8 protein-coding genes are annotated in these 13,874 nt (G+C 38.8%); 7 read left to right on the forward strand and 1 reads right to left on the reverse strand.

From position 1 onward, the window contains the following. Positions 1–107 precede the first annotated feature (107 nt). From CLI64_RS12680 to CLI64_RS12710, 7 genes are all read left to right on the forward strand, one after another. Complete coding sequence (locus tag CLI64_RS12680; RefSeq protein WP_103137567.1) at positions 108–4,994, forward strand: PAS domain S-box protein; 4,887 nt, start codon at positions 108–110, stop codon at positions 4,992–4,994. Positions 4,995–5,006: 12 nt separating this feature from the next. Then, complete coding sequence (locus CLI64_RS12685) at positions 5,007–6,218, forward strand: EAL domain-containing response regulator (RefSeq protein ID WP_103137568.1); 1,212 nt, start codon at positions 5,007–5,009, stop codon at positions 6,216–6,218. A 146-nt stretch (positions 6,219–6,364) separates the two neighbouring features. Further along, entirely contained in the window at positions 6,365–7,546 is a 1,182-nt protein-coding gene (locus tag CLI64_RS12690) for a response regulator (RefSeq protein WP_103137569.1), read from the forward strand. A 468-nt stretch (positions 7,547–8,014) separates the two neighbouring features. Then, positions 8,015–10,378 (forward strand): NACHT domain-containing NTPase, encoded by a 2,364-nt coding sequence (locus tag CLI64_RS12695; RefSeq protein ID WP_103137570.1) that lies wholly within the window; start codon positions 8,015–8,017, stop codon positions 10,376–10,378. A 53-nt stretch (positions 10,379–10,431) separates the two neighbouring features. Further along, positions 10,432–10,824 carry a hypothetical protein gene (locus CLI64_RS12700; protein ID WP_225977574.1) on the forward strand — a complete coding sequence of 131 codons (393 nt, stop codon included), beginning with the start codon at positions 10,432–10,434 and terminating at the stop codon, positions 10,822–10,824. 224 nt (positions 10,825–11,048) lie between these two features. Continuing rightward, entirely contained in the window at positions 11,049–12,386 is a 1,338-nt protein-coding gene (locus CLI64_RS12705; protein WP_103137572.1) for a sorbosone dehydrogenase family protein, read from the forward strand. Positions 12,387–12,523: 137 nt separating this feature from the next. Next, positions 12,524–12,928 (forward strand): phosphomannose isomerase type II C-terminal cupin domain, encoded by a 405-nt coding sequence (locus tag CLI64_RS12710; protein WP_103137573.1) that lies wholly within the window; start codon positions 12,524–12,526, stop codon positions 12,926–12,928. A gap of 75 nt (positions 12,929–13,003) precedes the next feature. On the opposite strand, the gene CLI64_RS12715 is transcribed toward CLI64_RS12710, so the two are convergent. Beyond that, positions 13,004–13,768: a HEAT repeat domain-containing protein gene (locus CLI64_RS12715; RefSeq protein ID WP_103137574.1), complete on the reverse strand. Its 765-nt coding sequence runs from the start codon at positions 13,766–13,768 to the stop codon at positions 13,004–13,006. Between the last annotated feature and the right edge of the window lie 106 nt (positions 13,769–13,874).

Genomic DNA, 13,874 nt, shown 5'->3' on the forward strand with positions numbered 1-13,874 from the left:
GTATATATACGCCGGATATTATCATTTATTTAGCCGCAAAATAGATAAGATACCTAAAGACTATACTTTAGAAAACTAGATTCAGATAATAGCTATATTCACTATCCATGCCCTCCTTACCTCAGTTTTTCTGGTTAAGATGCTTAGAACCAATTATTAATCGTTCACCCATGCAGGTTGAACCAGAAACACTAGTCTCAGAAGTAATCGCACTTATGGCTAAGGGCGGTTCTGATATCTTCGTATTGACCAATTCGCAGGTTATAGGGTGGTTATCAACACAACATATAGTCAAACTGATGGCATTGGGGATTGACTTGACGACCACCAAAATCTCTGATGTCATGCAGCAACCAGCAGATATCACCATTGAAGTTATACAGTTACTAGATATTAAGGCAGTTATTTCTAAGCTCAGTCAATGTCAATCAAGTTGCCTGCTAGTTGTAGATGAACTAGGTGAATTCTTCGGCACAGTATCACAGGAAAGTATTTTGCAAGCTTTGGCAACAGCAGTAGATATTAAGCAGCCAGCCGCAATATTAAAATTGAGAAAATCGTCCCAGTACAAATTACGCACACATGGGTGCAGGTGTAAATCCCACAGAGTCAAACATTTTGGGAAACAGCCAACTATCGCCGTAAATCGTCCCAACATCATCGAATTAAAGTCACCTAAAAATACAAATAAAACAATTTATTGGGAACGCAATCTCATCAACAATCAAATCTACTTTGTAAATACGATTGTGACTGAGAGTGAATCAGAGGCAATTGAGACAGTAGGCTGGGATGAAGTGCTTTCCCTCGTGCATCCCCATGACCGAGAAAAAGTTGAACTAGCCAATCAATCAGCCATAGCCAATCTCAGTTCCTTTGAAATTGAACATCGCTTACTAATATTAGGACAAACATCCGGCTATAAATGGGTATTAGCTAGGGGAACAGTGCTAGTAAATAGAGCAGGTCAACCCACACGGATGATTGGAGTCACAATGGAGATTGATCATCAAAGAAAAGCGCAGGATACTTTACAAAAAACCAACCAAGAGCTAGAAGTACAACTAACACAACGGGCGATCGCTCTCCAACAAAAAAATGAACAGCTACTAGCAGAACAAATCGCCCTCGCCAAAAGCGAAGAACGTTTTCGGTTTTTGGCAGAATCTATCCCTCAACAAGTCTGGATTGCTCAACCAGACGGCTCACTAGAATACATCAATCAACGCACCCTAGACTTTTTCGGCTCTACTTTAGAGGAATTATTGGGTTGGGGGTGGGAAAAATTCGTCCATCCTGATGACTTAGTAACCTGTTTAGCCGCTTGGCATCATTCCCTAACTACGGGTAGTATTTACGAACAGGAATTTCGGCTACTGGCTGCTGATTCCAGGAGTTATCGTTGGCATTTAGCGCGTGGTGTACCCTTCAAAAATCAACAAGGTGAAATCATCAACTGGTTTGGTACTAACACCGATATAGATGAGCAGAAGCACATTGAAGAAACTCTGTCCCACAAAATTCAACTTGCAGATTTTCGAGCCAAAGTAGACACTGTGCTGTCTCGGAGTTCTACTTTATATGAGATGATGCGTGGCTGCACAGAAGCAATAGTAGACAATCTCCAGGCTGCCTTTGCCCGCATTTGGATACTCAACAAAACAGAAAATGTTCTGGAATTGCAAGTTAGTTCTGGAATGTATACCCACATTGATGGGGCGCATGGACGTATCCCCATAGGTCAACTCAAAATTGGTCTGATAGCCCAATCAGGTCAACCGCAAATCAGCAACTCTGTGCAGACAGACCCCCTAGTCAGAGATCAAGATTGGGCTAGAACAGAGGGAATAGTTGCCTTTGCAGGCTATCCCTTGATTGTAGAAGAGGAAACCGTAGGAGTCATCGCTATGTTTTCTCGACACCAACTCAGCTCATCTACCTTAGAAATTTTGGGAATTACAGCCTATGAAATTGCCCTTGGCATCAAACGCAAACAAACAGAGGTAGCTTTACAAGAAAGTGAAGAGCGATTTCGCAATTTGGTTGAGGCTAGCAGTGATTGGGTGTGGGAAGTAGATGAAAACATTCGATATATCTATGTCAGTCCCAAAGTCAGAGATATTTTAGGTTACGAACCAGAGGAAGTGATTGGTAAAACGCCTTTAGAACTCATGCCACCTGAAGAAGCTGAACGAGTATTAAGTATCTTTGCACCAATTGCAGCTGCTCAACAACCATTTAAGTGTTTAGAAAATACTAACTTGCATAAAGACGGTCATTTAGTAGTTCTAGAAACTAGTGGTGTACCAGTCTTTAATTCTGGAGGTAAATTTTGTGGCTACCGAGGCATTGATCGAGATATTACAGCCCGTAAACAGGCCAAGGCCAAACTAAGGGAAACACAAGCAAGACTCCAGGCGATTTTGGATAACTCTCCCGCCATCATTTACTTACTAGACACTCAAAATAGATTTTTGCTCATTAACCAGCAATATGAAAGACTCTTTCAGACTACTCAACAAGAAATTATCGGTAAAAGCATATATGAGGTGTGGAATGCTGATATTGCCGACAATTTTGCAGCTAATAACCACTTGGTAGTGACTCGTGCCAATCCCATTGAAGTTGAAGAAGAAGTACCTCACGAAGATGGCTTACACACCTACATTTCTATCAAGTTTCCTTTAACAGATAGCAATGGTGTTCCCTATGCTGTATGTGGTATATCTACAGACATCACAGACCGCAAACGTGCTGAAAAGAAACTGCGTCAAAGTGAAGAGTATTTCCGCCTGTTAATCGAAAGTATTAAAGATTATGCTATTTATCGGCTCGATTCCCAAGGGAGAGTCATGAGTTGGAACTCTGGCGCAGAGTGTATTACTGGCTATCAAACTAGCGAAATTGTCGGGCAGAATTTTGCTTGCTTTTTCCCACCAGAAACAATTGGTGAATATTCACCACAGCAGCAGTTAGACATAGCCGCTAGTCAGGGAAGGTGTGAGTGTGAAAGAGTTTTCGTCCGTAAAGACGGCTCCTACTTTTGGGCAAATTGCATCTTAACACCATTACGGGATGCGGCGGGTAATTTGCAGGGTTTTTGTAAAGTCACTCGCGACATTACAGAACGTAAATTAGCGGAAGAATCTTTATTACGCTTTCAAAAAGCTATAGAAAGTACCAGCGACGCTGTTGTAATTACAGATGAGCAGGGTAGGAGTATTTATGTTAACCCTGCCTTTGTGGGTTTATACGGCTATAATTTAGAAGAATTAGCAAGAATTGGGGGAGTATGGGTGATTTCCCAACAGCCTCAAGATAGTCAGAAAATACTGACTGCAATTCATCGGGGTCAATCTTGGCGGGGTGAAGTTGCTATGCGATCGCGCACAGGTCACATCTCGCAAATTGACCTCCGTATTGATGCAATTAAAGATCCTAGAGGTAAAATCTTCGGCACAGTATGTATTCATACTGATATTACTAAGCGTCAACAAGTGGAAGAAGGTTTAAGACTGCGTGATCGAGCGATCGCAGCCAGCAGCAATGGGATTATTATTGCTGATGCTAGTATTGCTAACGGGCCAATGATCTATGTGAATCCTGCCTTCGAGAAAATGACTGGCTATTCATCTGAGGAAGTTATAGGACAAAATTTCCGCTCATTCCATAGCACGGTGATCAATCAGCCAGGATGCCAAGAACTTCATACTCTTATGCAAGCAGGAAAGGCTGGCACCGTCATTCTGCAAAACTATCGTAAAGATGGCAGTTTATTCTGGAGTGAGTTAAATATTTCCCCAGTTTACGACCAGAATGACAGACTCACTCATTACATCGGCATTCAAACAGACATCACAGAACGCCAACAAGCACAAACAGCATTATTAGTTAGCCAGCAAAGACTACAATACCTACTCACATCGAGTCCAGCTGTTATTTATGCCTGTAGAACAGCCGGTGGTTTTGGCAGTTTCTTTATCAGTGAAAATATCAAAACTCTCCTGGGCTATGAGGCAAAACAGTTCAATGAAGATTCTAGCTTTTGGTTAAGTCGTATTCATCCTGAAGATACACCAAAAGTACTTGATCATCTTGTCGATGTTTTAGAAAAAGGGCAATATAAGCTAGAATATCGCTTTTTACATCAAGATGGATCTTACCGTTGGCTATATGACCAAGGCAAAGTCGTCTGGGACGAAACGCACAAGCCAGTCGAACTTGTGGGCTACATGGCAGATATTACAGACCGCAAACAACTAGAAGAAGAATTAACCATAGCACTGGAAAAAGAAAAGGAATTGAGTGAACTCAAATCCCGCTTTGTCTCCATGACTTCCCATGAATTTCGCACACCTTTGAGTATAATTTTGTCTTCCTCCGAGTTACTCGAACACTATCATCAAAAATTGTCTCCCGACAAACGAATGACCCATCTCCAACGTATCCAGACATCTGTGAAGCGTATGACGGAAATGTTGGATGATGTTTTGATCATTGGTAAGGCAGAAGCGGGAAAACTAGAGTTCGTACCCCAAGTATTTGATTTAGTCGCCTACTGTCGTAACTTAGTGGCAGAAACGCAAACCCGTCTGAAACTCAAGAGCCAGCAAATTAATTTTACTAGTCATGAGGAAACTATAGAATGTTGCATGGATGAGAAATTATTAGCACACGTTCTCAATAACTTACTATCAAATGCCATCAAATATTCCCACAAAGATAGTCATGTCGCATTTATCTTGAAAACTGAAAATGAGCAAGTAATTTTTGAAATTCAAGACGAAGGTATTGGCATCCCTCCAGAAGATATTCCCCAGTTATTTGAGTCGTTTCATCGTGCCAAAAATGTAGGCAATATTCCGGGAACGGGATTAGGATTAGCAATTGTGAAAAAGTGTATAGACCTTCATCAAGGTGAAATTTTTGTTAAAAGTACACTAGGAATTGGTACAGTATTTACAGTTAAAATATCATTAAATAATCAAGTATAAAATGAGGGAATAATGATAAAAATTTTAGTCATTGAAGATGAAGAATTAGTACGGGAAAATATTTTAGATTTGCTGGCAGCCGAAGATTTTGAAACTGTCTCGGCTCCAAATGGCAGAATAGGTATAAACTTGGCGATCGCAGAATTTCCCGATTTAATTTTGTGCGACATGATGATGCCAGAAGTGGATGGATACGGAGTGCTGACTGCATTACGCCAAGAACCATTAACAGCAGCAATTCCTTTTATTTTTTTGACAGCAAAATCAGCTAAAGCTGATTTTCGGCAAGGTATGGACATGGGTGCAGATGATTATCTCACCAAACCCTTTACACGCGCCGAATTGCTCAGTGCAGTCATGAATCGCCTAGAAAGACAAGCAACATTAAAAAGCTACTTTAGTAATCAAAACTCTACTCAAAGTGCATCTCCACAGAATCAGCTAGTAACGGTGAGTTTACATCAAGTAGTTAAACAAAAGAAGTTTCAAGAATTTGAGGTGCATTATCAACCTATAGTTGATATTACATCCGGTAAAATCATTGCGGCTGAAGGTTTATTACGCTGGCAAAGTCCTGAATTGGGTTTTGTTTCACCCACAGAGTTCATTCCCTTAGCTGAATCCACAGGATTAATTATTACAATCGGTCAGTGGGTAGTAGAAAATGTTTGCCAACAACTTAAAAGTTGGCATGATGCAGGCCTTGACTATTTAACTACCAGTGTCAACTTATCGGCAATAGAATTTAATCGCCCAGACTTAATCAAAAGTATAACTAATGTTTTAGAAAAGCATAATTTGGAACCTAAATATTTAGAGATAGAACTGACTGAAAGCATGATTATGCAGGATTTGAATAATGCAATTTTTACTATTAATGAGTTGCAATCTCTAGGAGTCAGAATTGCTATTGACGACTTCGGCACAGGTTATTCTTCTCTGTTTTATCTAAAAAATCTCCCCGTTAACACCTTAAAAATTGACCGTTATTTCATTCATAATGTTGCTGAAGATGTGCAGAAATCAGCAATTACTAAGGCTTTAATTGAAATGGCACACAACATGAATATGCAAGTGATAGCTGAAGGTGTAGAGACAGAAACAGAATTAGCTTTTTTACGAGACAATGCCTGCGATGCTATGCAAGGATTTTTATTTAGCCGAGCTTTACCATTAATGGAATTTGAAAAATTCTTATCGAATAAAAAACATTTGTCAGTATAAAATTTGCACTATCAATAGCAGATGGATTAAATCTGCTTGTAAATAGACTATTTAAGCAAAAGAAGCAAAGTGACTAATCTTTACTTCTTTTAAAAACTCATTTTTTAATAATTAAATTTTAATTAAAAATAATATGTGCTAAAAATATGGACAAAATTTTAGTAATTGAAGATGATATCAATGTTCGAGATAATATTTTAGACTTGCTAGCAGGTGAAGGCTATAAATTATTGGCCGCAGAAAATGGGCGTATTGGCTGGCAATTGACTCAGGTGGAAATGCCAGATTTAATAATTTGTGATGTCACTATGCCAGAGTTAGATGGATACGGAGTCTTAAAGTTATTGCGTCAAAATCCCACGACAGCAACGATTCCTTTCATGTTTTTAACAGCTAAATCTGACAAAACAGATTTTCGTCAGGGAATGGAAATGGGCGCAGATGACTATCTCATCAAGCCATTTACCAGAGGAGAGTTATTAGCAGCGATCGCTTGTAGGTTAGCAAAACAAAATACTATTCATCAAGAAACTCAAAAAAAACTAGACAATTTACGTAACAGTATTGCTTTATCTTTACCCCATGAAATGCGAACACCCCTGAATGGAATTTTGGGATTTTCACAAATCCTCATGGATGAAAGTGACTATCTTGATGCACATTCAGTCCGAGAAATGGCAGAATCTATATATTTCTCTGGAGAGCGATTATTGAGATTAATTCAGAACTTCTTACTGTATGCAGAATTAGAAATTGTATCCACTAATCCGCAGCAATTACAAGCATTGCAAAGTAAAACTACAAAATTTCCCTCACTATCATTGTTGAATCTCATCACTGAAAAAGCCCAGAAAGTAGGAAGAGCAGACGATTTACAGATAGACTTGCATCCCTGTTGTGTCAGGATTTCATCAGAGAAAATTTCTAAAATTGTCGAAGAGTTAATAGATAATGCTTTGAAATTTTCTCCAGTCGGCACTTTAATCCAAGTCAAAAGTAAAGTCATCAATAATATGTTGGTGTTATCTTTTATGGATTTTGGTCGAGGAATGACTGTAGCGCAAATTGCAGAACTAGGAGCTTATCGACAATTTGAACGCAAACTTTATGAGCAACAAGGCTCAGGATTAGGGTTAACCATTGTGAAGCGATTAGCACAATTACATGGTGGTCAACTCAAAATCCACAGTCAACCCCATCAACTCACCTTAGTGGAAGTAATTTTACCTTGTCGCGAAGAAGAACATTATTATCAAAAAGCACTACTAGTAGAACAAACTACTGATAATACTGAAGATTGCAAAAGTAAAATGGTGGTTAGTGATTAAAATATCGTAGTTTTTTTGAGTTCGCACCTATGATATAAATTAATAATCAGTGTATTTGAACACAATTAAGAAATAAGTAACTTTGTTTAGATGATTTCTGCTGATGCTAAAAAACGAACATTGCCATGATAGGAGAGTATTGCCAGAGTAAAATTTTTTGCTAAAAAAGAATGGGAGCCATTATGCTCAAGGTTGCTGAAGAGATTTATTTCATTTTTAGAAAAATTTCTCAAAAATATGCTATAGCAATAAATGTCAGTTTAATAAAAGCTTCGGCATTGCTCAAGCCGCAATTGCTTGTATAAGCAATGCCCTAAGCTAGTTGGGTATGTAGATTTGGCTGACTCGAATACTATTATCTAGAACCAGTGTTTGCAATCATGTTCGGCTTAGGTGCAACTTAACGTATAAGTTGTATGCGTTGTATTTTTACTGGGAATTAATTAGCGTATTTTGGTAACAAGGGTAATGGCAAAGCGATCGCTCCAAGCATCGGATGAAGGAATCAGAAAGGCTAAACAAGCTTTTAAGCGCAAAGGATGGACACAAGAATACCTAGCTGCTGAGGTAGGTTTAGAAACACGTCAACCCATTTGGAAGTTTTTTACAGGCAAACCTATTGATCGTCATGTCTTCCATGATATCTGTTGTGTTTTGGATTTAGAGACATCGGAAATTGCCCAAAATATCGTCATAGATGAGGAGACAGAGCCAGAAACACAGAGCGATAGCCCCATAGAGCATCATCAGACTACCTTAGATATAGATGTCTTAGTACAAAAATTGCGCTCTATCCATCATGAAAGAATTCAAGCGCAGTGTGGGACTTTACATCTTTTAGATATTGCCAAACCCATCAACCTCAACGATATATATATTGATGTCAATATTTTCGAGGAAATCAGCAGCTACAGATGGGTGAACATGAATGATTTGCAAAATCCAGAATCTTATGAAAAGAAGGGTTTTGCTATCAATCGAGGATCTCAAGCACGGATTTCTGGATTAGATGCTGTTCGGAAATATGCAAAAATGCTGGTGTTTGGTAAACCTGGTTCTGGTAAGACAACATTTTTACAATCATTAGCACTCATTTGCAATCGCGGTTTTTTTCAACCTAATTATTTACCGATTTTTATTAACTTAAAAAATTTTACAGAAGACACTAGAGAATATAGCCAATTAAGTTTATTTAATTATATATATGAATATTTTGTCAATTTTGATGTTGCCGATACTGAATTAACAACTGTTTTGGATGAAGGTAAAGCTCTAATTTTATTAGATGGATTAGATGAGATTATTGGAGAAGATGCAGATATTATTATTAATAAAATTCGGATTTTCATCGAGAAATTCTATAAAAATCAGATTATCATTACTTGCCGTTTTGCTTACCACCTGAAATTTCGTGGCTTTACAGAAGTAGAGATTGCCGATTTTAATAAAAATCAAATTGCTGCTTTTGCTCAGAGATGGTTTTTGGCATTTGCGAAAAATTCACCAGTACAAGCACAGGTATTGGCAAACAAGTTTATGCAAAAACTGCTCCTAGCAGAAAATGCTCAAATTCTAGAATTAGCTACCACACCTATATTATTAAATCTCACTTGCTTGGTTTTTCAATCAAGAGAAGATTTCCCCACTGATCACTCACAACTTTATAAACAAGCATTAGATTTGTTGCTGGTTCGCTGGGATGAAAGTCGAGGGATTAAACGGGATCAAGTTTATCGTCAATTGTCTCTAGCAGATAAAATTAAATTGCTCTGCCATATTGCTAGTGTAAGTTTCCGTCAAGGTATTCACTTTATTAGCGCGACTAGACTACAGCAAATTATTGCTGTTCATCTGGCTAGTTTACCAAATGCTACTCATGATACCTATGCTTTAGAAATCGAGAGCAAGTCTGTAATCAGAGCGATTGAAATTCAGCATGGACTATTAATTGAAAGAGCTAGAGACATTTATTCTTTTTCACATTTGAGTTTTCAAGAATATTTTGCTGCTAGAGACATTGTTGCTAACATCAACAATAAGGGTTTGGAAGAATTAGTTTGTCATTTATATGAACCACGCTGGCGAGAAGTCTTTTTGTTGAGTGTAGGAATGTTAAATAATGCAGATGATCTACTGCTACTGATCAAATCAAAAATTGATGAATTACCTCATAAAAATCGGAAGTTACATGATTTTCTGCAATGGCTAAAACAGAAATCAGATCAGGTAACTACTATTTACCATTGTGCTAGTGTACGTGCTTTCTATTTTACGATTTCTTTACCGCCAGAACATCCTTTAGCGGGTAATCAAGATTTAGCGATATCTTTAGATCGTCAGTTAGCTAGTAGTCTAAATGGAGACTTAGCTATAGATTTAGCCTTAACTCATGCTTTAGCTGTGAGTCTAAGAATGACAGCAGAGATTTTTTCCCAAAGAATAGGAACTTTAAAGTTAGCACTCGATTTAAAATATTTACTTAATAATCAAGCATCTTGGCAAACTTTACTCCAAGAAGTGACTAATAAGTTACCACGCTCCCATCAAGACAGAAAGATATTGAATTCATGGTGGAAAAATCATGGAAGAGACTGGACAGAAGAACTGCGATCGCTCATGATGACTCATCGCCAAATTGGTTATGATTGGCAGTTTAACCAGCAAGATTTACAGTATTTACAGCATTATTGGAATGCCAATAAACTATTGTTAGATTGTCTCAAAGCAGCACTTAATATTAACTATGATGTCAAGAATTATCTTGAAAAAAGTTTATTTTCTCAAGATAATTTTAAAATAGATACTCATATTTTAGATGATTCAATCTTATGAATAATCAAGTTAAGATTATAACGAGTTTTTTGATTGTAATATTGGGTCTATTTGTGAAAACCCCAGTAATTGCTCAAGAAATATACATTAATAGTAACTGTAAGCAAAACCAACGATTAGAAGAATCTGATAGATTTACGCTTAGTTACAAGGCTGAATTTCAAACTCAAGGAAAAACATATTGGTTGTATTTAGGTCAATATATAGATGGTTCTCCCGTTGTTTGTATTTCTCGACCAGGATTTAGAGAAGCAAAACCAGTAAATTTACAACAACTACAATCTGGTTATGTAGATAAAATCAGTAGAGATCCACGCAACAAAACTGCCTTTCTTGTTACCGTTCGTTATGGGAATGGATCTAATGTACCGACTACTCAATATCGACTCAATTTATCTACGCCGAATCAACCTCGAATAACTAGACTGAGATCGTGGAAATCTTAGGGACTTCCAATTTAAAAAATATACTATCACTATGTAGGCAGAGGAGCAGGGGGAAAAATCACGATGTCTTCTCGCAGAAATGGGATAATTTATTTTCTGGAAGTACCTTAGTTGAAGTGTGTATTAAGTTGACCGGTTATCTGCTCAAGATAGACCTTTTGAAAGGTGACAATAGCTGGAGCTAAATTCTAAATTCAAAAGGCTATGTATTTATTTTTACTCTTATGAAATTCGCCGGTTTCTTGCTGCTGAGTAGCTTATTACTCACAGCAGCCTGTAATCAAACTCGTGCAACTTCTGATAACTCTACATCTTCAGCATCTCCTCCTGCGGCGCAGCTAACCCAAAATTCCCGACAGGCGAAAAATGTTATCGTCACAGAGACATTTTCACCCCAACCTATTCGCATCAATTTGGGAAATTTACCTGCGCCTTTTGCTACAGACAGTGTGGCTAAACCGCCACAAGTTGTACAGATTCCAGAAAAGCCGGTTCTCAAAGTTCCATCAGGATTTACAGTCAATGTTTTTGCAGATAGTTTAAATGCACCCCGTTGGCTGGCTTTGACCCCTAGCGGTGATGTCTTGGTGACAGAAACTCGACAAAACCGCATTCGGCTATTGCGTGATACTGACGGTGATGGTGTGGCTGATGTTCGTCAGACCTTTGCGAGTGCTTCTAATGGGTTGAATATTCCCTTTGGTATGGCTTTCGCGGGTAACTCCTTCTTTTTGGGTAATACTGATGCAGTTTTAAAATTTTCTTACAACCAAGGACAACAGCAATTAACTGGTAGTGGCGAAAAAATCGCTGATTTACCTGGAGGCGGTTACAATCAGCATTGGACAAGAAATGTTGTAGCCGCGCCGGATGGAAAAAAACTCTATGTTTCTGTAGGGTCACGTTCTAACGTTGATGAAGAGGAATTACCACGCGCTTCCGTACAGGTGATGAACTTAGATGGTTCAGAACAAAAAACTTTTGCTTTTGGTTTACGTAACCCAGTCGGTTTAGATTTTCACCCCACCACCAAAGAACTTTATACCACCGTCAATGAACGAGATGGCATTGGAGATGATTTAGTCCCGGATTATTTGACACGCATTCGTCAAGGAGAATTTTACGGCTGGCCTTATACTTACTTGCAACCCAGTAACCTTGACCCACGACAAACAACCAACGGCAAAAGTAAACGTCCAGATTTAGCAGAACGGACTCGTACACCTGATGTATTATTTCAAGCTCACTCAGCCGCGTTAGGGTTGCAATTTTACGATGGCAAGACGTTTCCCCAAAAGTATCGCAATGGTGCGTTTGTAGCTTTTCGAGGTTCGTGGAATCGCGATCGCGGTACAGGTTATAAGATTGTCTTTGTTCCCTTTAATACCCAAGGTAGACCACAAGGTTACTATGAAGACTTTCTCACAGGATTTTTGCTTGACTCTACTATTCCCAGCACTTGGGGAAGACCTGTAGGATTATTGGTCTTACCAGATGGTAGTTTATTAGTGACCGAAGAAGCCAATAATCGGATTTATCGGATTCAGTATACAGGTAGTTAACTGTTGACTGTTGACTAATGACTAATGACTAATGACTAATGACTAGGGATAATATTTGTGGATTGGTCTTTGTTTTATCTGGTTTAAATGAGATTGCTTGAAAACAGTAATATTCTTTTAGTTAAAAACTTTTTGTTATGACTCAGAATGAAGATAATGCTCAATTAAATGGTCATGAATCCTCCTCACACTCAGGCATACGTTATTGGGGTAACGTGGAAGTCATCGAAGAAGGAGAAAGCTACCGAATTAGTCGCATTGAAATTAAGCCCAGACATGGTATCAAACCACAAATTCACTATCACCGCAATGAACACTGGGTTGTAGTCTCTGGTGTAGCTAAAGTGACTTGTGGCGATGAGGAAATATTACTAGGTCGTAATCAATCAACCTATGTACCAGCAGCCACACTGCACAAGGTAGAAAATCCAGGTTCTATTCCATTAGTAATTCTGGAAATTCAAAACGGTGAATATTTGGGTGAAGATGATACAGAACGCCCCTATGATCTGAATTTGGTCAAACCTGTAGCTGATCATTAGAAGAGATTGGAAAGGAAAAAGATAAAATTATTTTTCTTTTTCCTTTTTCCTTTTGCCTTTTGTCTTTTGCCCTTTCTAAAACCATCCTTCCTGTTCTAAGGTTTCAATTAGTTGTAAGCCACGGGGGTCGCCTACGCCTAAGAGTGAGGCTTTAGCGTCTTCACGTACTCCTAAGTCCTTGTCCTCGGCAAAGGACTGAATCAAGGCATCGATCGCAGCAGCATAAACTACATTAGAAGGTAGTTCTTTACACAATTGCCCAATTGTCCAAGCACAATTACTTCTAACGGCGGCGATTGGGTCTTGAAATAAGGCTTCAATCAAGGGAGGTATCGCGCCAATTACGGCTTCGTAACCGACTCCGGCCATTTGTGCTAAAGCACTAGCAGACCACAGGCGCACAGCAGAAATGTCGGTTCTTAAAGCATCAGCTAGAGGTGCTAAACAACGGCGATCGCGACAATTTCCTAAAGCCCAAACCACACCTTTACGGACATAGCCATTCCAGTCTCGATTTAGCTGGTTAATCAAAGGTTCTACAGCTTCGGTGCTGGGATTACGTCCAATACCATAGGCCGCACTCACTCTCACTAATGGGCAAGTGTCAGACAACAACTTGATGAGATGGGGAGTAGCCCGTGGATCTTCGATATCACAAAAAGCACGAGCTGCTAGCATCCGTTGTTGGGGTTGGGGATTATCCAGCAGTGCCAACATTTCGTCTGGGTCAGGCTTTGGTAATTCTGACTCAGCCGTAATTGGTTCTAATTTATCTAGGGGACTTTCTAAATCTTCCTCGATATCGAGTTCGAGTATACTTAGTTCTTCTTCGTCATACATAATTACTTGTAGATGCCAGAGTGGTGGTTAGACAAACACTCCAGGCTAATTTATTAAAGCTTTATTTTTATGAGTTAAATTATTGTACACTTTATCAACCATCTCA

Source organism: Nostoc sp. CENA543 (genome assembly GCF_002896875.1).
In the GTDB taxonomy this organism is placed as follows: Bacteria; Cyanobacteriota; Cyanobacteriia; order Cyanobacteriales; family Nostocaceae; genus Trichormus.

What these genes read in the sequence shown, in the direction of transcription:
- CLI64_RS12680 (WP_103137567.1), top strand. Translation starts at nt 108, where the DNA reads ATGCCCTCCTTACCTCAGTTTTTCTGGTTAAGATGCTTAGAACCAATT.
- CLI64_RS12685 (WP_103137568.1), top strand. Translation starts at nt 5,007, where the DNA reads ATGATAAAAATTTTAGTCATTGAAGATGAAGAATTAGTACGGGAAAAT.
- CLI64_RS12690 (WP_103137569.1), top strand. Translation starts at nt 6,365, where the DNA reads ATGGACAAAATTTTAGTAATTGAAGATGATATCAATGTTCGAGATAAT.
- CLI64_RS12695 (WP_103137570.1), top strand. Translation starts at nt 8,015, where the DNA reads ATGGCAAAGCGATCGCTCCAAGCATCGGATGAAGGAATCAGAAAGGCT.
- CLI64_RS12705 (WP_103137572.1), top strand. Translation starts at nt 11,049, where the DNA reads ATGAAATTCGCCGGTTTCTTGCTGCTGAGTAGCTTATTACTCACAGCA.
- CLI64_RS12710 (WP_103137573.1), top strand. Translation starts at nt 12,524, where the DNA reads ATGACTCAGAATGAAGATAATGCTCAATTAAATGGTCATGAATCCTCC.
- CLI64_RS12715 (WP_103137574.1), bottom strand. Translation starts at nt 13,768, where the DNA reads ATGTATGACGAAGAAGAACTAAGTATACTCGAACTCGATATCGAGGAA.